The sequence below is a fragment of the Pseudomonas sp. GZD-222 genome (genome assembly GCF_049310525.1).
Taxonomy (GTDB): Bacteria; Pseudomonadota; Gammaproteobacteria; order Pseudomonadales; family Pseudomonadaceae; genus Aquipseudomonas.
In genome coordinates this window covers 70,881-90,993 of record NZ_JBMOWO010000071.1, presented here as the reverse complement: position 1 = coordinate 90,993, position 20,113 = coordinate 70,881, and the positions used below count along the sequence as shown (strand labels likewise).

General features: G+C 60.7%; 22 protein-coding genes. 15 read left to right on the top strand and 7 right to left on the bottom strand.

Going from position 1 to position 20,113, the window contains the following annotated elements; genetic code table 11:
• Positions 1-2: 2 nt before the first annotated feature.
• Genes ACO6VD_RS13630 through ACO6VD_RS13620 form a run of 3 tightly spaced genes read right to left on the bottom strand, consistent with a single transcriptional unit; the run spans position 3 to position 3,606 of the window.
• Positions 3-1,313 carry a dihydrolipoamide acetyltransferase family protein gene (locus ACO6VD_RS13630; RefSeq protein ID WP_422419747.1) on the bottom strand — a complete coding sequence of 437 codons (1,311 nt, stop codon included), beginning with the start codon at positions 1,311-1,313 and terminating at the stop codon, positions 3-5.
• Positions 1,314-2,372: an alpha-ketoacid dehydrogenase subunit beta gene (locus ACO6VD_RS13625; protein ID WP_400172628.1), complete on the bottom strand. Its 1,059-nt coding sequence runs from the start codon at positions 2,370-2,372 to the stop codon at positions 1,314-1,316. It abuts the gene before it with no gap.
• A gap of 1 nt (position 2,373) precedes the next feature.
• The gene (locus ACO6VD_RS13620; RefSeq protein WP_400172629.1) at positions 2,374-3,606 is read right to left on the bottom strand and encodes a 3-methyl-2-oxobutanoate dehydrogenase (2-methylpropanoyl-transferring) subunit alpha; all 1,233 of its coding nucleotides are present in this window, start codon (positions 3,604-3,606) and stop codon (positions 2,374-2,376) included.
• A gap of 202 nt (positions 3,607-3,808) precedes the next feature.
• Between ACO6VD_RS13620 and bkdR the strand changes: the two genes are divergently transcribed.
• The 3 genes from bkdR (at position 3,809) to ACO6VD_RS13605 (ending at position 7,257) form a co-directional block, all read left to right on the top strand.
• The gene (bkdR, locus tag ACO6VD_RS13615) at positions 3,809-4,294 is read left to right on the top strand and encodes a Bkd operon transcriptional regulator BkdR (protein WP_422419744.1); all 486 of its coding nucleotides are present in this window, start codon (positions 3,809-3,811) and stop codon (positions 4,292-4,294) included.
• A 296-nt stretch (positions 4,295-4,590) separates the two neighbouring features.
• A complete protein-coding gene (locus ACO6VD_RS13610) occupies positions 4,591-5,832 on the top strand; it encodes a glutamine synthetase family protein (RefSeq protein ID WP_422419789.1) in 1,242 nt (413 codons plus the stop codon).
• Positions 5,833-5,925: 93 nt separating this feature from the next.
• The gene (locus ACO6VD_RS13605; RefSeq protein ID WP_422419742.1) at positions 5,926-7,257 is read left to right on the top strand and encodes an MFS transporter; all 1,332 of its coding nucleotides are present in this window, start codon (positions 5,926-5,928) and stop codon (positions 7,255-7,257) included.
• A gap of 70 nt (positions 7,258-7,327) precedes the next feature.
• On the opposite strand, the gene ACO6VD_RS13600 is transcribed toward ACO6VD_RS13605, so the two are convergent.
• The 4 genes from ACO6VD_RS13600 to flgA all read right to left on the bottom strand — a co-directional run bounded on the left by ACO6VD_RS13600 (position 7,328) and on the right by flgA (position 9,901).
• Positions 7,328-8,071, bottom strand: a complete 744-nt coding sequence (locus ACO6VD_RS13600; RefSeq protein WP_400172631.1) for a flagellar brake protein — start codon at positions 8,069-8,071, stop codon at positions 7,328-7,330.
• A gap of 80 nt (positions 8,072-8,151) precedes the next feature.
• Positions 8,152-8,619 carry a flagella synthesis protein FlgN gene (locus tag ACO6VD_RS13595; protein ID WP_422419740.1) on the bottom strand — a complete coding sequence of 156 codons (468 nt, stop codon included), beginning with the start codon at positions 8,617-8,619 and terminating at the stop codon, positions 8,152-8,154.
• 45 nt (positions 8,620-8,664) lie between these two features.
• On the bottom strand, positions 8,665-8,979 hold the full coding sequence (gene flgM, locus ACO6VD_RS13590; protein WP_422419738.1) for a flagellar biosynthesis anti-sigma factor FlgM: 315 nt from the start codon (positions 8,977-8,979) through the stop codon (positions 8,665-8,667).
• A gap of 169 nt (positions 8,980-9,148) precedes the next feature.
• The gene (gene flgA / locus ACO6VD_RS13585) at positions 9,149-9,901 is read right to left on the bottom strand and encodes a flagellar basal body P-ring formation chaperone FlgA (RefSeq protein WP_422419736.1); all 753 of its coding nucleotides are present in this window, start codon (positions 9,899-9,901) and stop codon (positions 9,149-9,151) included.
• Between the two features lie 71 nt (positions 9,902-9,972).
• Here flgA and ACO6VD_RS13580 point away from each other — a divergent pair, with 71 nt between their 5' ends.
• The 12 genes from ACO6VD_RS13580 to flgJ all read left to right on the top strand — a co-directional run bounded on the left by ACO6VD_RS13580 (position 9,973) and on the right by flgJ (position 20,107).
• Positions 9,973-10,902 (top strand): chemotaxis protein CheV, encoded by a 930-nt coding sequence (locus ACO6VD_RS13580; RefSeq protein ID WP_400172635.1) that lies wholly within the window; start codon positions 9,973-9,975, stop codon positions 10,900-10,902.
• 51 nt (positions 10,903-10,953) lie between these two features.
• Complete coding sequence (gene cheR / locus ACO6VD_RS13575; RefSeq protein ID WP_400172636.1) at positions 10,954-11,781, top strand: protein-glutamate O-methyltransferase CheR; 828 nt, start codon at positions 10,954-10,956, stop codon at positions 11,779-11,781.
• Positions 11,782-12,044: 263 nt separating this feature from the next.
• Positions 12,045-12,452, top strand: a complete 408-nt coding sequence (gene flgB / locus ACO6VD_RS13570) for a flagellar basal body rod protein FlgB (protein WP_400172637.1) — start codon at positions 12,045-12,047, stop codon at positions 12,450-12,452.
• A gap of 3 nt (positions 12,453-12,455) precedes the next feature.
• Positions 12,456-12,899, top strand: a complete 444-nt coding sequence (gene flgC, locus ACO6VD_RS13565; protein ID WP_400172638.1) for a flagellar basal body rod protein FlgC — start codon at positions 12,456-12,458, stop codon at positions 12,897-12,899.
• Positions 12,900-12,914: 15 nt separating this feature from the next.
• Positions 12,915-13,643 carry a flagellar hook assembly protein FlgD gene (flgD, locus tag ACO6VD_RS13560; RefSeq protein WP_422419733.1) on the top strand — a complete coding sequence of 243 codons (729 nt, stop codon included), beginning with the start codon at positions 12,915-12,917 and terminating at the stop codon, positions 13,641-13,643.
• 30 nt (positions 13,644-13,673) lie between these two features.
• A complete protein-coding gene (gene flgE, locus ACO6VD_RS13555) occupies positions 13,674-14,999 on the top strand; it encodes a flagellar hook protein FlgE (RefSeq protein ID WP_422419731.1) in 1,326 nt (441 codons plus the stop codon).
• A 72-nt stretch (positions 15,000-15,071) separates the two neighbouring features.
• Positions 15,072-15,260: a hypothetical protein gene (locus tag ACO6VD_RS13550; protein ID WP_400172651.1), complete on the top strand. Its 189-nt coding sequence runs from the start codon at positions 15,072-15,074 to the stop codon at positions 15,258-15,260.
• A 190-nt stretch (positions 15,261-15,450) separates the two neighbouring features.
• On the top strand, positions 15,451-16,191 hold the full coding sequence (locus tag ACO6VD_RS13545) for a flagellar basal body rod protein FlgF (protein ID WP_422419729.1): 741 nt from the start codon (positions 15,451-15,453) through the stop codon (positions 16,189-16,191).
• 45 nt (positions 16,192-16,236) lie between these two features.
• The gene (flgG, locus tag ACO6VD_RS13540) at positions 16,237-17,022 is read left to right on the top strand and encodes a flagellar basal-body rod protein FlgG (protein ID WP_400172642.1); all 786 of its coding nucleotides are present in this window, start codon (positions 16,237-16,239) and stop codon (positions 17,020-17,022) included.
• Between the two features lie 54 nt (positions 17,023-17,076).
• Positions 17,077-17,772 (top strand): flagellar basal body L-ring protein FlgH, encoded by a 696-nt coding sequence (gene flgH, locus ACO6VD_RS13535; protein ID WP_400172643.1) that lies wholly within the window; start codon positions 17,077-17,079, stop codon positions 17,770-17,772.
• 12 nt (positions 17,773-17,784) lie between these two features.
• Complete coding sequence (locus ACO6VD_RS13530; protein ID WP_400172644.1) at positions 17,785-18,894, top strand: flagellar basal body P-ring protein FlgI; 1,110 nt, start codon at positions 17,785-17,787, stop codon at positions 18,892-18,894.
• A gap of 10 nt (positions 18,895-18,904) precedes the next feature.
• The gene (gene flgJ / locus ACO6VD_RS13525) at positions 18,905-20,107 is read left to right on the top strand and encodes a flagellar assembly peptidoglycan hydrolase FlgJ (protein WP_422419726.1); all 1,203 of its coding nucleotides are present in this window, start codon (positions 18,905-18,907) and stop codon (positions 20,105-20,107) included.
• The last annotated feature ends 6 nt before the right edge of the window (positions 20,108-20,113 follow it).

Genomic DNA, 20,113 nt, shown 5'->3' with positions numbered 1-20,113 from the left:
GGTCACTCCACAAACAGGCTGGCAGGTTGTTCGAGCAGGCCGCGGATGGCCTGGATGAAGAGTGCCGCGTCCATGCCGTCGACTACGCGGTGATCGAACGAGCTGGAGAGGTTCATCATCTTGCGAATAACGATCTGGCCGTTGATCACCATCGGCCGCTCGACCATGCGGTTGACACCGACGATGGCCACTTCCGGGGTGTTGACCACCGGCGTGGAGACGATGCCGCCCAACGCACCGAGGCTGGTCAGGGTGATGGTCGAACCGCTCAGTTCTTCGCGGCTGGCCTTGTTGCCGCGTGCAGCATTGGCCAGGCGCATGATCTCGCCTGCGTTGCTCCACAGGCTGCCGGCTTCGGCATGGCGCAGCACCGGTACCATCAAACCGTTGTCGCCCTGGGTGGCGATGCCGACATGCACCGCACCGTGGCGGGTGATGACCTGGGCTTCGTCGTCGTAGGTGGCGTTGATCTGCGGGAACTGGCGCAAGGCCACAACCATGGCGCGGACCAGGAACGGCAACAAGGTCAGCTTGCCGCGGCTCTCGCCCCATTGTTTGTTCAGGTGAACGCGCAGCTCTTCCAGGGCCGTGACGTCGATTTCTTCGACATAGCTGAAGTGCGCGACGCGGCGCTTGGCGTCCTGCATGCGCTGGGCGATTTTGCGGCGCAGGCCGATGACCGGGATCTGCTCGCTGTCGCTGCGCTTGGCGTAGCCGCCGGGTGTGTTTTGCGTGCTAATTGTCGGCTGGGTGAGGAAGGCATCCAGGTCTTCGTGCAGGATGCGCCCGACCGGGCCACTGCCATGTACGTAACGCAGCTCGATACCGGCATCCAGGGCACGTTTGCGCACGGCCGGGGAGGCCAGTGGGCGTTCGTTGGCTTCGCGCGGGATGATTGGCGCGGCCTGGTGTGCGGAAGGTGCAGGTGCCGTAGGGGCTGCTACAGGTTCAGCTGGCTTGGTTGCAGGTGCAGGTGCAGGTGCAGGTGCATTGACCGTGCTGGCCTCTTCGCGGGGCAAGCCCGCTCCCACAGCTGCAGCTGTGCTGGCGCTTTCCTGCAGGTTGCCCGCGCCTTCGACTTCGATGCGGATCAGCTCGCTGCCCACCGCCATGACTTCACCGGGTTGCCCGCCCAGCGCCAGGACTTTACCGCTCACTGGCGAGGGGATTTCCACGGTGGCTTTGTCGGTCATGACATCGGCCACGACCTGGTCTTCGGTGACGGTGTCGCCGACTTTGACGAACCATTCCACCAGTTCAACTTGTGCGATGCCTTCACCGATATCCGGCATCTTGATGACGTGCGTGCCCATTCAGACCTCCATGACCCGTTTCAATGCCGCGCCCACTCGTGAAGGGCCGGGGAAATACGCCCATTCCTGCGCGTGCGGGTAGGGGGTGTCCCAACCGGTGACGCGTTCGATCGGGGCTTCGAGGTGATGGAAGCAGTGTTCCTGGACCAGCGCGATCAGCTCGGCACCGAAACCGCAGGTGCGCGTGGCTTCGTGGACAACCACGCAGCGGCCGGTCTTTTTCACCGAGGCGACGATGGTTTCCAGGTCCAGTGGCCACAGGCTGCGCAGGTCGATGACTTCAGCATCGACACCGGTTTCCTCGGCGGCCACTTGCGACACGTATACCGTGGTGCCGTAGGTGAGTACGGTCACGTCATTGCCAGGGCGGGTGATGGCGGCCTTGTCCAGTGGCACGGTGTAGTAGCCATCGGGGACGGCGGCTGCCGGGTGTTTCGACCAAGGGGTTACCGGGCGGTCGTGGTGGCCGTCGAACGGGCCGTTGTACAGGCGTTTTGGCTCAAGGAAGATCACCGGGTCGTCGTTCTCGATCGAGGCGATCAGCAAGCCCTTGGCGTCATAGGGGTTGGACGGCATAACAGTGCGCAGGCCGCAGACCTGGGTAAACATCGCCTCAGGGCTCTGACTGTGGGTCTGGCCACCGTAGATGCCGCCGCCGCAAGGCATGCGCAGGGTCAGCGGGGCGACGAACTCACCGGCAGAGCGATAACGCAGGCGCGCCATCTCGGAGACGATCTGGTCGGAGGCCGGGTAGAAGTAGTCGGCGAACTGAATCTCGACCACCGGACGCAGACCGTAGGCACCCATGCCGACCGCGGTACCGACGATGCCGCTTTCGGAGATCGGTGCATCGAAGACCCGCGATTTGCCGTACTTGGTCTGCAGGCCTTCGGTGCAGCGGAACACGCCGCCAAAGTAGCCAACGTCCTGGCCATAGACGACCACGTTGTCATCGCGCTCAAGCATGATGTCCATGGCCGAGCGCAGGGCCTGGATCATGGTCATGGTAGTAGTCGCCATGGCGGTTTCCAACTGGATAGTGGTGTTGTGATCGTTCATGTCAGATCCCCAGTTCCTGGCGCTGCCGGCGCAGGTGCTCCGGCATCTCCTTGTAGACGTCTTCGAACATGGAGGCAGGGCTTGGCATCTGGCCACCGGCGAGGGTGCCGTACTGCTCGGCTTCTTTCTGCGCCTTGATGATCTCGGCCTCGAGCTCGGCGGTGACCGCCTGGTGCTCTTCCTCGGACCAGTGACCGATGGCGATCAGATGCTGCTTGAGTCGCGTGATCGGATCGCCCAGCGGGAAGTGGCTCCAGTCGTCGGCCGGGCGGTACTTGGACGGATCGTCCGAGGTCGAGTGTGGGCCGGCACGGTAGGTGACCCACTCGATCAGGCTCGGGCCCAGGCCGCGGCGGGCGCGTTCGGCAGCCCAGCGCGAGGCGGCGTAGACGGCGATGAAGTCGTTGCCGTCGACCCGCAGCGAAGCGATGCCGCAACCGACGCCGCGACCGGCGAAGGTGGTCGATTCACCGCCAGCGATGGCCTGGAAGGTGGAGATCGCCCACTGGTTGTTGACCACGTTGAGGATCACCGGTGCGCGGTACACGTGGGCGAAGGTCAGCGCGGTGTGGAAGTCGGATTCAGCCGTGGCGCCGTCGCCGATCCAGGCCGAGGCGATCTTGGTATCGCCTTTGATTGCCGAGGCCATGGCCCAGCCGACCGCCTGCACGAACTGGGTCGCGAGGTTGCCGCTGATAGTGAAGAAGCCGGCTTCACGTACCGAGTACATGATCGGCAACTGACGGCCTTTGAGCGGATCTTTTTCGTTGGACAGCAACTGGCAGATCATCTCTACCAGCGACACGTCGCGGGCCATGAGAATGCTCTGCTGGCGGTAGGTCGGGAAGCACATGTCGCTGCGGTTCAGGGCCATGGCCTGGCCGCTACCGATGGCTTCCTCGCCCAGGCTTTGCATATAGAAGGACATCTTCTTCTGGCGCTGGGCGACCACCATGCGGCTGTCGAACAGCCGGGTCTTGAGCATGGTGCGCATGCCTTGGCGCAAGACGTCGGGGCCGATGTCCTCGGCCCACGGGCCCAGGGCATTGCCTTTGTCGTCCAGCACCCGGATCAGGCTATAGGCGATATCCGCGGTATCGGCGGCTTCTACATCGACGGGAGGTTTACGGACCTTGCCGGCATCGTTCAGACGCAGGTAGGAAAAATCAGTCTGGCAGCCTGGCCGGCCGGTAGGCTCGGGCACATGCAGACGCAGGGGGGCGTACTCGTTCATGCTTTTTTACGCTCGCTCTGTCTTGTGTTTTTGTTGAGCTTTGAAGCGGTCGCTGCTGACACCCCGGCTTGTGACTAGGGAGTCAGTCTTGTCCTACATGATATTCGGGCGCCTGAAGAATATTTCTCTCAAGTTCATTGCCTTTGTTCTGGCTTGCGGATAAACATTCTTTATAAAGACAAAAAACAGGTGAAATTCTCTCATGCGTAAACTGGATCGCACGGACATCGGCATTCTCAACAGCCTTCAGGAAAACGCGCGGATCACCAACGCCGAGCTGGCCCGCTCGGTAAACCTGTCGCCGACACCCTGCTTCAACCGGGTCAAGGCCATGGAAGAGCTGGGCGTGATTCGTCAGCAGGTGACTTTGCTGGCCCCTGAGGTACTCGGGCTGGACGTCAATGTGTTCATTCATGTCAGCCTCGAAAAGCAGGTGGAACAATCGCTGCACCGCTTCGAAGAAGAAATCGCCGAACGCCCGGAAGTCATGGAGTGCTACCTGATGACCGGCGATCCGGATTACCTGTTGCGCGTGCTGCTGCCGAGCATCCAGGCGCTGGAGCGTTTTCTCGACTACCTGACGCGCTTGCCCGGAGTGGCCAATATCCGCTCGAGCTTCGCCTTGAAGCAGGTGCGCTACAAGACCGCGTTGCCGTTGCCGGCTAATGGCATGATCTTGCCTGGGTGACTACATGAAGCATCACGGGGCAAGCCCGCTCCCACCGGGACAGTGAACAACCTGTGGGAGCGGGCTTGCCCCGCGATGAAGTCTGTAGAAAATTTCGATCACTCCCGCGTCTGAATGCTTGAAATTCCGAACGCCTGGTGCCTATGTTGTAGCTGTCGCCGTTCACGGCATGCGAAAACAACAAGGATAGCGTCATGACAACCAGTGGCCAGTGTTCTCTCGCGGAGCGATTGACGGGCATTGATGAGATCGAGTGCGTTACGCCAGACCTCAATGGTGTACCGCGCGGCAAGGTAATGACTGCCGAGGGATTCCTCGAAGGCCGCCGTTTGCAGATGGCCCGTGGGGTATTGCTGCAGTGCATCATGGGCGGCTATCCGCCCGCGCGTTTCTACGGCAGTGACGATGGCGACCTGGCGCTGGTGCCTGACACCCTGCAAATCCACCGTCTGCCCTGGAGCGACGAACCCCGCGCCCTGGCGATCTGTGATGCGCTCGAACTGAGCGGCGCAAGCTCCGGTCTGTCGACCCGCGGCCTGCTCAAGGCAGTGATCGCCCGTTACGCCGCGCGCGGCCTGGCGCCGGTGGTAGCGACCGAGCTCGAGTTCTTTGTCTTCGCCCCGAATGTCGATCCGCACCAGCCGTTCCTGCCGCCGGTGGGTAAGGATGGTCGTCGCGAAGAAGGCCACTCGGCATTCAGCGTCAGCTCCAACAATGGCCTGCGGCCGTTCTTCAGCGAGGTCTATCGCTGCATGGAGGCCTTGGGCTTGCCGCGCGATACTTTCATGCATGAAATGGGCGTCAGCCAGTTCGAGATCAACCTGCTGCATGGCGATCCATTACTGCTGGCCGACCAGACCCTGCTGTTCAAACACCTGCTCAAAGAAGTTGCGCTCAAGCATGGCCTGACTGTGGTGTGCATGGCCAAACCGCTGGCGCACACGCCGGGCAGCTCCATGCATATTCACCAGAGTCTGGTCGAGATTGGCAGCGGTCGTAATGTGTTCAGCGACGCCGACGGCAAGCCGACGGCGACCTTCCATCATTTCATCGGCGGGTTGCAGGCGTGCATGGCCGACTTCACCGCGTTGTTTGCGCCGAACGTCAATTCCTACCAGCGCCTCTGTCATCCTTATGCCTCGCCCAACAATGCCTGTTGGTCAGAGGACAATCGCGCGGCCGGCCTGCGCATCCCGGCCAGCGCGCCGGTGGCGCGGCGGGTCGAGAACCGTTTGCCGGGGGCCGACACCAACCCCTACCTGGCGATTGCCGCCAGCCTTGCCGCCGGCTTGCATGGCATTGAGCAGCAACTTGAGCCGACTGCGGCGATCCAGGGCGAGTTCGAGGTACCGGATCATTTGAGCCTGCCTTGTACCTTGCATGCGGCGCTTGAGCGTCTGAAGCGTAGCGAGCTGGCGCGGGAGCTGTTCGGCAAGGAATTCATCGACGGCTACATCGCTACCAAGACGATGGAGTTGACCAGTTTCTTTGATGAAATCACCCCGTGGGAGCGTCGTGTACTGGCGGCTCAGGCGTAGTCTTTTTTTACGCCCCGGCGCTGCAGTGGCGTTTTTTTCACTTATGCTTTCAAGCAGTTTTTCCACCTGCTCAAGGGGCCGTTCGGGACGCTGATGCGACAGATCTGGAAGTCTTTTCGCGCACTGTATTTTGCTGCGCTGATGATGTTGATTGGCTCCGGCTTGTTGAGTACCTACCTGGCCTTGCGCCTGGCTGCCGATCATGTCGACAGCCTCTGGGTCGGTGCGCTGATGGCGGCCAATTACTTTGGCCTGGCGCTGGGCGGCAAGATCGGCCACCGCCTGATCGCCCGGGTCGGACATATCCGGGCGTATGCCACCTGTGCCGGTATCGTCGGTGCGGCGGTGCTCGGGCACGGTCTGGTGAGTTGGCTGCCGGCCTGGGTGGGGCTGCGGGTGATCGTCGGTCTGGGGATGATGTGCCAGTACATGGTCATCGAGAGCTGGCTCAACGAGCAGGCTGATGCCAAGCAGCGCGGTGCGGTGTTCAGCGGCTATATGATTGCCTCCTACCTGGGGCTGGTGCTGGGTCAGTTGATACTGGTCGCGCATCCGCAACTGGGGCCGGAGCTGTTGATGCTGGTGGCCATGTGTTTTGCCTTGTGCCTGGTGCCCGTGGCGATGACTCGGCGCATTCACCCGGCGCCGTTGCGTCCGGCGCCGATGGAGCCGCGTTTCTTTATCACGCGCGTGCCGCAGTCGTTGAGTACGGTGCTGGGGTCCGGGCTGATCGTCGGCTCGTTCTACGGTCTGGCGCCGCTGTATGCGGCCAAGCAAGGGCTGAGCACCGAGTACATCGGTCTGTTCATGGGCTGCTGTATTTTCGCCGGTCTGCTGGTGCAGTGGCCGCTGGGCTGGCTGTCGGATCGCTATGATCGCGCGGTATTGATCCGCAGCGTGGCGGTGGGTCTGGCCATTGCCGCGTTGCCCTTGGCGATCCTGCCGACGGTGCCGCTGCTTGTGCTGTTCATTGCCGGCTTTGTCGTGTCGTTGCTGCAGTTCTGTCTGTACCCCTTGGCGGTGGCATTCTCCAACGACCACGTGGAAAGCGAGCGCCGGGTTTCGTTGACCGCCATGTTGTTGGTGACTTATGGCGTGGGCGCCAGTATCGGACCGCTGGCGGCAGGGGTGCTGATGAAGGTGCTCGGCCACCAGATGCTTTATGCCTTCTTTGTGTTCTTTGCCCTGGTGCTGGTCTGGCGGATTCGTCCGAAGGCGGTCACCGGGCTGCACCAGGTCGACGATGCGCCACTCAATCACGTGGCCATGCCGGCGGCGGGTTCGCCGCTGTCGGCAGCGCTCGACCCGCGGGTTGATGAGCAAGTCGTGCAGGATCAGATGCAGGCGCCGGTAGCGGCTGAGGATACTGAAGAGGAAGAAGAGGGTGATGCTGGTGAGGCGGGGGAGAAGCCGGCGTCGGTGTGAACGTCATAGCGGGGCAAGCCCGCTCCCACAGTGCTTGTGGGAGCGGGCTTGCCCCGCGATGTGTTGAAACTTAGTAGTCGTCTTTATCGAAGCGCCGCGCTTCACGCTGCAACTGGTAGACGAAGGTTTCGATCTTGCGCTGCATCTGACCGTTCAGGTTATGAAAGCGCACGCCTGCGAAGGTGGCGTTGAGGCGCTCTTCAAAATGCAGGTGGCGAAGCTCCACCTCAACCTGCGACAAGCCCAGCGGAGCGCCCGAGGCGAACTTCTCGTATACCTGACCCAGCTGCAGACGTTCCTCGACATTGCCTTCGAAGCGCAGCTTGCAGCCCGTGGCGGAGATGTCCAGCAGCTTGCCGCGCAGTTCGCCATTGCCCTTGAGCTTGTCGCCGTCGAGCTTGATGTCGACCAGTTGCGACAGCTTCAGTGCGGCGCGAAACGCATTGCGACGCTGGTGGTAGGCCACTTCGGTCGGCAGTACGCCGCGATAGCAACGATGGCCGTCCACTTCGCTGATGCTCATCGGGGTGTTGCATTCCCAGGCGATACGCACGCCATCATGAAAACCCTCGACGCGGAACGGCTCGCCATTTTCAAGGTAGCGCTCACCGTCACGGGGGATCATTTCATCAAACGCCAGGCGATTGCTTTCGCGGTCGACCTCGACCACGTAGCTCTGGAAGCGCTGGCTGCGTTCGTGGAAGGTGATGATCAGTGGGTCATGGCTCTCTTGCAGCGACCGCAAGTTGGCGGCAATTTCCAAAGGGGTAGTGAGCACCTTCGGAGGCTGCGGAGCTTCTGCTTCATTGAACACGGGTAGTCAATCTCCAGGCATAAACGACACACGCAAGTAACGGCATTTTGCCAGTATGTTCCGTGCCTTGATACAGGCAATCAAGCCTGGCTGAGCGCCCGTGGCTTGGCAAGGGGTGAGGTTGATCCACGAGCGTCGTAGAGTGACGGTGATTCGCCACCCATGAGGATTTTGATCTGATTGGCTGTGGTGCTTTGCTGAAGCTGGATCGCGCGGCCATTACGCTCGTTGACCGCCTGGCAGTCGGCAAGCAGTTTGCCCAGGATATCCAGCTGCTGCAGGAGCAATTCGCCTAGTTGCGATTGGTCGGCCAGTTGCTGGACGCCTTCGCGGTCCTGGCTCAGGCCAAGGCTTGCGAGCAGTTCACTGCGCCGCCGACCTTGCTGATCGAGAAGAATTACCAGCGACTGCTTGCGCGCCAGGATGTCTTCCAGCAGCGGCATGTCACGACCGTGCAGGGCAGTCGCCTCGGTCTGCAGCAATTCCAGCAATTGTTGCGCTGGCGCAAAGTCGTCTTCGATCAATTTCAGCAAGGTGGTGTCGTGCATGGCTGGCTCTTTGGTTCAAGCGTCCTGAAGTCAGCGCGCCAGAGGCTAGCGCTGGGCTTCGAAATTAAGCAGTTTGCTGGCGACACGGTTGGCGTCGACCTGGTAGCTACCGTCGGCGATAGCCTGTTTCAACTCCGCCACCCGGGCGCTGTTGACAATAGGCTGGTCGCGCAGCTTGTCGCTGACCTTTTGCAACTGCTGGGCCTCGTGGCTCAGGTGTACAGCTTCGCCGCTGGCGCCGCCCTGGACGACGCTGTCGGCCTTGGCTGCGGTCTTGCTGGTGGCGCTTTCCTGGCTGTTGCCAGTGCGCACGCCGGCAACCGACGGAGAATTATTCAAACGACTGAAGTCGATGACCATGATCAGAAAACCTCTGGGGATATGGACGCTTGCCTTGCTTTCGGCCAATCCTGAAAAAACTTTAGGGCGCAATTGATCTACAGCATGCGCGGCACGTTTCGGGCGTCCAATGGGACACAGTTTAGGAAAAGCAGTTCCTGATCGCCAGAGTTCTTCGTTGATTACTCGCTTACATGGCCACTTCAACCTGGCCCGGCCCGGTTACCCTGGCCTTGACCACCCGTTTGGAATTGAGATTGCGCACCCGGATCTGCTCGCTCTGGCCGCCTTTGCTCAGGGCTTCGCCCGGCATGCGGACGCTGAGGGTGCCGCTGCGGGCGGTAATGACCACCTGATCACCTTTGCGCACCACTTCGGCCTGTTCCAGGTGTTGGGGTGTCAGCACCTGGTCCATGACCGTTGGTCGGATAACCTTGAGCCCGACAGCCTGGTCCAGGCTGCTCAGGAAACCCTGGTTGAGCAGCCCTACGTCGCGCTCGCGCAGGGTGACGTCCTGCTCGCCGACAACACTTTCACGTTTGAGCGGGCGAACCACGGTCACGACGCTGCGAAAAAGACGTACCTGGGCGGGCACAAACACCGTCCAAGGAGAGCTGCCGTTGCAGCGAACCCTGATCGTTACGCGGCCGATTGGCTGTGCCGGGCTTTCCAGGTTGGCGTCCAGTTGCCTGTCACACAGCGGCATGCGCAGGCGCGGGTCGAGGGTGTTGACCTGGATTTCGTAGCGTCCCTCGGTCTGGCTGCTGGCCAGGTAGTCTTCCACGGTGAATTCAAGAAACCCCTGGGTGACGCCGATAAGCTGTTCAGGCAAGGTGAAAGCGTCAGCCAACGGGCGAGCCCCGGGTACCAGCAGGCACAGCGCGGCAAAATAGCTGGGCAGCGGGCGGGTCAGGCGGCGGAAAAATGTCGTTTTCATGTTCATACGATTAAAAAAAGCAAAGCGCGTGCCGAGACTGGGTACGAAGTTCGAAGCGTTTGGTGAAGGAGTCTGGCATGGCTGGTGTAATGGATTCGGTGAACCAGCGCACGCAACTGGTGGGGCAGAATCGCCTGGAGCTGCTGCTGTTTCGTCTGAATGGCGAGCAGCTCTACGGGATCAACGTGTTCAAGGTGCGGGAGGTATTGCAATGCCCACCCCTGACCGTGCTGCCCAAGTCCAATCCGGTAGTGCGCGGTGTCGCGAATATTCGTGGGGCAACCATCCCGATCCTCGATCTGGCGATGGCGACCGGTATGCCCGGTCTGAGTGAAGATGTCAGCAAGAGCTTCGTGATCATCACGGAGTACAACACCAAGACCCAGGGTTTTCTGGTGCACTCGGTGGAGCGCATCGTCAACATGAACTGGGAAGAGATCCATCCGCCACCCAAGGGAACCGGGCGTGATCACTACCTGACCGCTGTCACCCGGGTCGACAACAAGATGGTCGAGATCATCGATGTCGAGAAGATCCTCGCTGAAGTGGCGCCGACCTCCGAGTCGATCTCTGCCGGCGTGGTCGATGCCGAGGTGCAGGACAAGGCGGTGCTGTTGCGGGTGCTGACGGTCGATGATTCGTCGGTGGCGCGCAAGCAGGTCAGTCGTTGCCTGCAGACGGTCGGGGTGGAGGTCGTGGCGCTCAATGACGGTCGCCAGGCGCTCCAGTACCTGCGCAATCTGGTGGATGAGGGCAAGCGTCCGGAAGAAGAATTCCTGATGATGATCTCTGACATCGAGATGCCGGAGATGGATGGTTATACCCTGACGGCTGAGATCCGCAGCGACCCGCGCATGCAAAAGTTGCACATCATCCTGCATACTTCGCTGTCCGGAGTGTTCAACCAGGCGATGGTCAAGAAGGTCGGGGCAGATGATTTCCTCGCCAAGTTCAAGCCGGACGACCTCGCCCAGCGCGTCGTCGATCGCATCAAGGCCACGCACTAACGGCCAGGGGTTCAGCCCCTGGCGGTTCACACGATTTAAGAGGCGGCATCATTGTCTACGGGTAATTTGGATTTCGAACAGTTCCGGGTCTTCCTGGAAAAAGCCTGTGGCATCCTGCTGGGCGAAAATAAGCAGTACCTGGTCTCCAGCCGTCTCAACAAGCTGATGGAGCAGCAGGGCATCAAGTCCCTGACCGAACTGGTACAGCGTATCCAGAGCCAGCCGCGCAGCGGCTTGCGCGAGCAGGTGGTGGATGCCATGACCACCAATGAAACCCTCTGGTTTCGCGATACCTATCCCTTCGAAGTGCTGAAGAACAAGGTATTGCCCGAGCAGATCAAGGCCAATCCGGGGCAGCGCCTGCGCATCTGGTCGGCGGCCTGTTCCTCGGGGCAGGAGCCTTACTCGATTTCCATGGCCATCGATGAGTTCGAGCGCAGCAACATCGGCCAGTTGAAGATGGGTGCGCAGATTGTTGCCACCGACCTGTCCGGGACCATGCTTACCAACTGCAAGACCGGTGAGTACGACAGCCTGGCAATTGCCCGTGGTTTGTCCCAGGAGCGCCTGCAACGCTATTTCGATGTGAAGGCGCCAGGGCGCTGGGCGGTCAAGGCGCCGATTCGCAGTCGCGTTGAGTTTCGTTCGTTCAACCTGCTCGACAGCTATGCCAGTCTGGGCAAGTTCGACATCGTGTTTTGCCGCAACGTGCTGATCTACTTCTCGGCCCAGGTCAAGAAAGACATCCTGCTGCGTATTCACAGCACGCTCAAACCGGGCGGTTATCTGTTTCTTGGCGCATCCGAAGCCCTCAATGGCTTGCCGGACCATTACCAGATGGTGCAGTGCAGTCCCGGGATTATCTACCAGGCCAAGTAATGGGGCCGGCCTCTGTGGGAGCGGCGGTGCGGCGACCCGACTTGCCCCGCGATGCGATATGTTTGACGGACCGCATCGCGGGGCAAGCCCGCTCCTACCGGGGAATTGCCGCTTTGCTGGCGCCGAGCGGAAATCCTTTGCCGCTTTTCTGGCATTGCCGCCAACGGCAATCCGATCAAGGCCCCGTATTTACGGGGTTTTGTTTTTTGGCATGGCTCTTGCTCTAGCTCAGTCAACGAAAAACCTTCGAAGGTTTCCCCGACATGAGCATCAGCTTCGACAAAGCGCTTGGCATCCACGAAAAGGCATTGGGTTTTCGCGCCCAGCGTGCCGAGGTGCTGGCCAACAACATTGCCAACGCCGACACGCCGAACTACAAGGCGCGTGACATGGACTTCGCCTCAGTCCTGGCGGCCCAGGCCGAGAAAACCAGCAAGGGTCACTTCGCGCTGGACCGGACCAACAGCCGGCACATCGAGGCCGAAGGCCTGAGCATGGCTGACGAAAGCCTGCAGTACCGCACGCCGATGCAGCCGTCGATCGACCAGAACACCGTCGATGCCCAGCTCGAACAGTCGAGCTACGCGGAAAACGCCGTGGGTTTCCAGGCCAGCTTTACGCTGCTCAACAGTAAATTCAAAGGGCTGGTATCGGCCCTGCGCGGAGAGTAAGTCATGTCCCTCGCCAGTGTCTTCAACATTGCCGGTAGCGGCATGAGTGCCCAGACCACGCGTCTGAACACCGTCGCTTCGAACATCGCCAACGCCGAGACCGTCTCGTCGAGCATCGATCAGACCTACCGCGCCCGTCACCCGGTATTCGCCACCACCTTCCAGCAAGCCCAGGGCGGCGTCGGCCAGTCGCTGTTCCAGGATCAGGATGCTGCCGGGCAGGGCGTCCAGGTGCTGGGTGTGGTGGAAGATCAGAGCAACCTTGAAGCGCGCTACGAGCCTAATCACCCAGCGGCGAACAAGGACGGTTATGTCTACTACCCGAACGTCAACGTGGTCGAGGAAATGGCGGACATGATCTCTGCCAGTCGCTCGTTCCAGACCAACGCCGAGCTGATGAATACGGCCAAGACCATGATGCAGAAGGTCCTGACCCTGGGTCAGTGATAAAGGACTAAGCCAATGGCAAGCGTTAACGACACCACCGCCGGTGTAAACCTGAACGACGTGCTCAAGGCGTCGGTCAAGAAGACCTCTGAAACCAACAACAGTGGCGTTGCCGCGGCAACCAACAGCAAGACCGGCAACCAGACGCTGGGCAAGGATGCGTTCCTGCAGTTGCTGGTTACTCAGATGCGTAACCAGAACCCGCTCGATCCCCAGGACAACAGCGAGTTCGTCGCCCAGCTGGCGCAGTTCAGTAGCCTGGAAGGCATCACCTCGCTCAATGAGTCGGTGACTGCGATCTCCGGCAACTACAAGTCGTCCCAGGCGCTGCAGGCTTCGTCGCTGGTCGGTCGCTCGGTGATCGCCCAGACCGACAAGGCTGTGGTCGATACCACCAAGAGCTTCAACGGCTCGGTGGTTGTGCCGCAGTCGCTGAGCAATGCCACCGTCACGATCACCGACAAGGATGGCAAGGTGGTCAAGACCATCGATCTGGGCGAGCAGAAGGCCGGCAACGCCGCCTTCGTCTGGGATGGCACCAACGACAAGGGTGAGAAGGTCGATCCGGGCACCTACAACTTTGCCGCCAAGACCACCATTGAGGGCAAGCAGCTGGATATGTACACCCTGCTGCCAGCCACGGTCAGCAGCGTCACTATTAGTCAGACCGGCGGCGAGATGATGCTCAATCTTGCTGGCCTGGGCAGCATTGCACTGTCCAAAGTCCAAACCATCGGTATATAGAGCCGGCTAACGCGGCACAAGGAGTGAAAGATGTCATTCAATATCGGCCTTAGCGGTCTCTATGCAGCCAACAAACAACTGGATGTGACTGGCAACAACATCGCCAACGTCGCCACCACCGGCTTCAAGTCGTCGCGTGCGGAATTCGCCGACGTCTACTCGGCCAACAAACTGGGTGTCGGTAGTCAGAGCGTCGGTAACGGCGTGCGTCTGGCCTCGGTATCGCAGCAGTTTACCAATGGTGAGATCACCAACACCGGCAACGTGCTGGACATGGGCATTCAGGGGCAGGGCTTTTTTGTCCTGAGCGATAATGGTTCGCTCAGCTACACCCGTGCCGGTGCCTTCCAGACCAACAAGGACAACTACGTGGTCACGGCCGATGGCCTGCGACTGCGTGGCTACGGTGTGGACGCCAATGGCAAGATCATCAACGGCGTACTGACCGACCTGAAGATCGACACCTCGGCGCTGGCGCCGAAGTCGACTACCTCCATCGATCAGGGCATCAACCTGAACTCGTCGGACAAGACCATTCCGTCGACCACCGTGTTCAATCCAACCGATGACACCACCTGGAACAAGACGTTCGCCACCAAGATCTATGACAGTCAGGGTAACGAGCACGTCATGGATCAGTATTACGTCAAGACCGGCACCAACGAGTGGAAGTCTTACACTCTGATCGATGGTCGCAACCCGCTTGACCCTACTCAGGAGCCGCCGGAGCCTCTGGAAGGCAACATCACCTTTAATCCTGATGGCAGTGTCGACACCATGACTGCGGGTGCTGCAGGTTCGGGTTATGAAGTGGTGAACAAGGTCTTCAAGTTGACCGGCTGGATACCTGCCACTGTTACCGACGCGAACGCCAAGCCGCCGGTGTGGGGTTCCAACGGTTCTGAGGCCAGCGCCGGTGGTATCGCGATCGATATGACCGATACGACCTCCTACAATACCCCGACCACGCGCCTGTCGCAGAGCCAGGACGGTTACGCTACCGGTATCCTCTCGAGCCTGAGCATTGACTCCAGCGGTGTCATGTTCGCCAGCTTCAGCAACCAGCAGTCGCGCGCTATTGGTCAGGTCGCTATTGCCTCCTTTGCCAACGAGCAAGGGCTGCAGCCTATGGGTGGTACGCGCTGGGCCGAGACCTACTCCTCGGGTATCCCGGGTGTCGATGCACCGAAGACCGGTACCCTGGGCGCCATCGCCTCCAACTCTTTGGAAGCGTCCAACGTCAACCTGACCAACGAGCTGGTCGAGCTGATCAAGGCGCAGAGCAACTATCAGGCGAACGCCAAGACCATCTCGACCCAGAGCACCATCATGCAGACCATCATTCAGATGGCCTGATGCGGGTGTGAAGCGTTAGTGGTGGACGGACCCCTTTCTTGGAAGGGGTCTTTCATTTCAGAGGTATCGATCATGTTGCAACGAGTGGCGTTAGCCTTGTTCGCGGTGCTGCTGATGACTCAGGTGCGGGCTGATGCCGCGTCCTGGTACCGCTGGGAAAGCCAGGCCGATGGGCGCCTGGTCTGCGCGCAGTTTTCTCCGGGTGATGGCTGGAAGCGTTTTGCCGGTCCGTTCAACAACGCGGCGTGCCGTGACTACTGACGCTTGCCGCTAGCGGCAAGCTGGCGCCGTAATTTCGACGGCGTTTCTCCTCGTCGCCTCTAGGTGCGACGGCCAAGCCCTTGTCTGGCGGGGCTTTTAGCCACTTCTGTAAAGTTGGTTTGAAACTTGCTACAAGCACTGCAAAGCAGCGGCGAACGGCAAGTGTTCGCCAGCGCAGGGGAGGAATACTGTGGACAAGATGCTGTACGTGGCCATGACCGGTGCCAGCCAGAACGCGCTGGCGCAGAAGGCGCATGCCAACAACCTGGCGAATATTTCCACCACCGGTTTTCAGCGTGACCTGGAACAGGCACGCTCGATGCCGGTGTTCGGTGACAGCTTTCCGGCGCGTGCCTATGCCATGACCGAGCGGCCAGCGACGGATTTCGCGCCTGGCTCGATGCTTGAAACCGGACGCGATCTGGATGTCGCCATTGGCGGCGATGGCTTTATCGCCGTGCAAGCGCCCGATGGCAGCGAAGCGTATGTGCGTACCGCGAGCATGAACATCGATGCCCTGGGTGTGCTGCGTGCCGGCAACGGCATGCCGATCATGGGCAATGGCGGGCCGATTGCGGTGCCGCCGGAGCAGAAGATCGAAGTCGGTGAAGACGGCACCATCACCATCCGCGCCATGGGTGAGGGGCCGCGGGTGATGGCTGAAGTTGACCGGATCAAGATGGTCAACCCGGATCTCAAGACCATGACCAAAGGCCCCGATGGTTTGATCCACACCAACACTGGCCAGCCGGCCGATGCCGACGCCAATGTCAAACTGGTGTCGGGTTTCCTTGAGAGCAGTAACGTCAACGCAGTCGAGGAAATGACCTCGGTGCTGGCGCTGTCCCGTCAATTCGAACTGCACATCAAAATGATGACCACGGCCAAGGAAGGCGACGAAGCCATGGCTCGGGTTTTGCAAATCGGCTAATTACACAGACGTAGCGCCGTAAAACAGGCGCGCGAGGAGAACAGCATGCTTCCGGCTCTTTGGGTCAGTAAAACCGGTCTGTCCGCCCAGGACATGAACCTCACCACCATTTCCAACAACCTGGCCAACGTGTCGACCACCGGTTTCAAGCGTGATCGTGCCGAGTTCCAGGACCTGTTGTACCAGACCCGCCGTCAGGCCGGTGCCCAGTCGACCCAGGACAGCGAGCTGCCTTCGGGCCTGCAACTGGGTACCGGTGTGCGCATCGTCGGCACCCAGAAGAACTTCAACGCCGGTAGCTTGCAGACCACCGAGAACCCGCTGGACATGGCGGTCGATGGCCGCGGCTTCTTCCAGATCCTGCAGCCAGATGGCACTGTCTCCTACACCCGTGACGGTACCTTCCACCTGAACTCCGACGGCCAGATCGTCACCGCCAGCGGTTTCGCCCTCGAGCCTGCCATTGTGGTTCCGCCTGAGGCACAGACCTTCACCGTAGGCCGCGATGGCACGGTTTCGATCACCACTGCAGGTAACCCGGCAGCACAGGTCATCGGCAACCTGCAGACCGCCGACTTCATCAACCCGGCCGGCTTGCAAGCCGTGGGTGGCAACCTGTTCCTGGAAACCGCAGCCAGCGGCGCGCCACAAGTCGGCACCCCAGGCCTGAACGGCTTTGGTGTGGTCCAGCAGCAGACCCTGGAAAACTCCAACGTCAGCACCGTGGAAGAGCTGGTCAACATGATCACTACCCAGCGTGCCTACGAGATGAACTCCAAGGTCATTTCCACCGCCGACCAGATGCTCTCGTTCGTTACCCAGAACCTGTAAGTGAAGTCTCCAAGGTCGCTTGAACGGCGCCTGTTACACCGTGAGGTCAGAGTCATGAGTCGTTTGTTATCTGTACTAGCCCTGAGTGGGATCACTGTGCTGGCCGGCTGCGTTGCGCCGACGCCCAAGCCCAATGATCCGTACTACGCGCCGGTATTGCCGCGTACGCCACTGCCGGCGGCGGCCAACAACGGCTCGATCTACCAGGCCGGTTTCGACCAGAACCTGTACAGCGACCGCAAGGCGTTCCGGGTTGGTGACATCATCACCATCACCCTCAACGAGCGTACCCAGGCGAGCAAGAATGCCAACTCGCAGATCGCCAAGAACAGTAAGGCAGATATCGGCCTGACCTCGTTGTTCGGCTCGTCGATGACTACCAACAACCCGTTCAGCGATGGCGACTTGAGCCTGAGCGCCGGCTACAGCGGTGACCGTGCGACCAAGGGTGACAGTAAGGCAGGGCAGGGCAATAGCCTGACCGGCTCGATCACCGTGACCGTTGCCGACGTGCTGCCCAACGGCATCATTGCCGTGCGCGGCGAGAAGTGGCTGACCCTCAATACCGGCGATGAGCTGGTGCGCATTGCCGGCATGATCCGCGCCGACGACATTGCCACCGACAACACCGTGCCTTCGACCCGGGTTGCCGATGCGCGCATCACCTACTCGGGAACCGGCTCCTTTGCCGATGCCAGCCAGCCGGGTTGGCTCGACCGTTTCTTCATCAGCCCGCTTTGGCCTTTCTAGGTTCGGATGACCATGTTCAACTTCAAGCAGCTGATTACCGCCGCGCTTCTGATGTCCATTGCGTTTGCCGCACAGGCCGAGCGCCTGAAGGACATTGCCAGCATTTCCGGCGTGCGTAGCAACCAGCTGATCGGCTACGGCCTGGTGGTGGGGCTCAACGGCACGGGTGACCAGACGACCCAGACGCCGTTCACCCTGCAGACCTTCAACAACATGCTGTCGCAGTTCGGCATCAAGGTGCCGGCAGGCACCGGCAACGTGCAGCTCAAGAACGTCGCCGCGGTCTCGGTGCATGCCGACCTGCCGGCGTTTGCCAAGCCGGGGCAGGTGGTGGATATCACCGTGTCCTCGATCGGCAACTCCAAGAGCCTGCGCGGTGGCAGCCTGCTGATGACGCCGCTCAAGGGTATCGATGGCAACGTCTATGCGATCGCTCAAGGCAACCTGGTGGTCGGTGGCTTTGACGCCGAAGGCCGCGACGGCTCGAAGATTACCGTCAACGTGCCCTCGGCGGGACGCATCCCCGGTGGTGCCTCGGTTGAGCGTGCCGTGCCCAGCGGTTTCAACCAGGGCAACAGCCTGACCCTGAACCTCAATCGGCCGGACTTCACCACCGCCAAGCGCATCGTCGACAAGGTCAACGAACTGCTTGGTCCGGGTGTGGCCCAGGCCCTGGACGGTGGTTCGGTGCGGGTCACTGCGCCACTCGATCCAAGCCAGCGTGTCGATTACCTGTCGATCCTCGAGAACCTGGAAATCGATCCGGGCCAGGCGGTGGCCAAGGTCATCATCAACTCGCGTACCGGCACCATCGTCATCGGCCAGAACGTCAAAGTGTCGCCAGCGGCGGTCACCCACGGCAGCCTCACCGTGACCATCACCGAAGATCCGATCGTCAGCCAGCCCGGGCCGTTCTCCAATGGCGAGACCGCTGTCGTGCCGCGCTCGCGGGTCAATGCCGAGCAGGAAGCCAAGCCGATGTTCAAGTTCGGGCCAGGTACCACGCTGGATGAAATCGTTCGAGCAGTGAACCAGGTGGGCGCGGCCCCCAGTGACCTGATGGCGATTCTCGAAGCGCTGAAGCAGGCCGGCGCGCTCCAAGCCGACTTGATCGTGATCTGAGGACTGGCGCATGGAAATGCCGAAAAACCCGATAGCCAACATGGCTGACACCGGAGCCTACACCGACCTCAATCGACTCAGCTCGTTGAAGGTCGGCGACCGCGACAGTGAGGCCAACCTGCGCAAGGTGGCCCAGGAATTCGAGTCACTGTTTCTCAACGAGATGCTCAAGTCGATGCGTTCGGCCAGCGATGTGCTGGCCAAGGACAACCCGCTCAACACCGAGACCACCAAGCAGTACCAGCAGATGTATGACCAGCAGCTGGCGGTGAGCATGTCCCGTGAAGGCGGCGGCATCGGTCTGCAGGATGTGTTGATGCGTCAGTTGTCCAAGCAGAAGGCGGTTTCGGCGAGCAATACCAGCCCGTTCCCGCGCTTCGATGTCCAGCCGCGACCATTGGGTGCGACAGCCGTTGGGGTGCCTGAGCGCGTGCAGGAGACTGCGATAACGCGAAATGATGTGGCAGCACTGAACTCCCGTCGCCTGGCGTTGCCAGGCAAACTGACCGATCGCTTGTTGGCGGGCCTGGTGCCGGCAGCGGGCGGTGTGCCAGCCACGACTAACACCGCACCGATCCCTGGGCGTTCGACCCTGGCCGGCGACGCCGTGGTCAAGGGTGACTGGCAACCGGCGCAAGCGTTCGCCGCGCCGGGCAACCTGCGCATTTACGGCCGCGCCATGGCGCAGCCGCCGTTGGCCCCGGCCAAGCGTGCTTTCAGTTCTTCGGACGACTTTGTCGCGACCATGCTGCCGATGGCCGAACAGGCCGCCAAGCGTATCGGTATCGACCCTCGCTACCTGGTGGCTCAGGCCGCTCTGGAAACCGGTTGGGGCAAGTCGGTCATGCGTCAGGACGATGGTCGCAGCAGTCATAACCTGTTTGGCATCAAGGCTACCGGCAACTGGCAGGGTGAGCAGGCGCGGGCGATCACCAGCGAGTTTCGCGATGGTCAGTTCGTCAAGGAGACGGCGGCGTTCCGTTCCTACGATTCCTATCAAGACAGTTTCCATGACCTGGTAAGCCTGTTGCAGAACAACGCTCGCTATAAAGAAGCGGTCAAGGCTGCCGATAAACCGGAACAGTTTGTACGCGAGCTGCAGCGGGCCGGTTACGCAACCGACCCGGATTACGCGAGCAAGATCTCGCAGATCGCCAAGCAAATGAAATCCTACGAAAGCTACGCAGCGATTGGCACCACTACGCAACTATAAGGTTTG

Bases quoted from the DNA above. Each gene is read 5' to 3' on its own strand.
- ACO6VD_RS13630 (WP_422419747.1), bottom strand. From the start codon at position 1,313: ATGGGCACGCACGTCATCAAGATGCCGGATATCGGTGAAGGCATCGCA.
- ACO6VD_RS13625 (WP_400172628.1), bottom strand. From the start codon at position 2,372: ATGAACGATCACAACACCACTATCCAGTTGGAAACCGCCATGGCGACT.
- ACO6VD_RS13620 (WP_400172629.1), bottom strand. From the start codon at position 3,606: ATGAACGAGTACGCCCCCCTGCGTCTGCATGTGCCCGAGCCTACCGGC.
- bkdR (WP_422419744.1), top strand. From the start codon at position 3,809: ATGCGTAAACTGGATCGCACGGACATCGGCATTCTCAACAGCCTTCAG.
- ACO6VD_RS13610 (WP_422419789.1), top strand. From the start codon at position 4,591: ATGACTGCCGAGGGATTCCTCGAAGGCCGCCGTTTGCAGATGGCCCGT.
- ACO6VD_RS13605 (WP_422419742.1), top strand. From the start codon at position 5,926: ATGCGACAGATCTGGAAGTCTTTTCGCGCACTGTATTTTGCTGCGCTG.
- ACO6VD_RS13595 (WP_422419740.1), bottom strand. From the start codon at position 8,619: ATGCACGACACCACCTTGCTGAAATTGATCGAAGACGACTTTGCGCCA.
- flgM (WP_422419738.1), bottom strand. From the start codon at position 8,979: ATGGTCATCGACTTCAGTCGTTTGAATAATTCTCCGTCGGTTGCCGGC.
- flgA (WP_422419736.1), bottom strand. From the start codon at position 9,901: ATGAACATGAAAACGACATTTTTCCGCCGCCTGACCCGCCCGCTGCCC.
- ACO6VD_RS13580 (WP_400172635.1), top strand. From the start codon at position 9,973: ATGGCTGGTGTAATGGATTCGGTGAACCAGCGCACGCAACTGGTGGGG.
- flgB (WP_400172637.1), top strand. From the start codon at position 12,045: ATGAGCATCAGCTTCGACAAAGCGCTTGGCATCCACGAAAAGGCATTG.
- flgC (WP_400172638.1), top strand. From the start codon at position 12,456: ATGTCCCTCGCCAGTGTCTTCAACATTGCCGGTAGCGGCATGAGTGCC.
- flgD (WP_422419733.1), top strand. From the start codon at position 12,915: ATGGCAAGCGTTAACGACACCACCGCCGGTGTAAACCTGAACGACGTG.
- flgE (WP_422419731.1), top strand. From the start codon at position 13,674: ATGTCATTCAATATCGGCCTTAGCGGTCTCTATGCAGCCAACAAACAA.
- ACO6VD_RS13550 (WP_400172651.1), top strand. From the start codon at position 15,072: ATGTTGCAACGAGTGGCGTTAGCCTTGTTCGCGGTGCTGCTGATGACT.
- flgG (WP_400172642.1), top strand. From the start codon at position 16,237: ATGCTTCCGGCTCTTTGGGTCAGTAAAACCGGTCTGTCCGCCCAGGAC.
- flgH (WP_400172643.1), top strand. From the start codon at position 17,077: ATGAGTCGTTTGTTATCTGTACTAGCCCTGAGTGGGATCACTGTGCTG.
- ACO6VD_RS13530 (WP_400172644.1), top strand. From the start codon at position 17,785: ATGTTCAACTTCAAGCAGCTGATTACCGCCGCGCTTCTGATGTCCATT.
- flgJ (WP_422419726.1), top strand. From the start codon at position 18,905: ATGGAAATGCCGAAAAACCCGATAGCCAACATGGCTGACACCGGAGCC.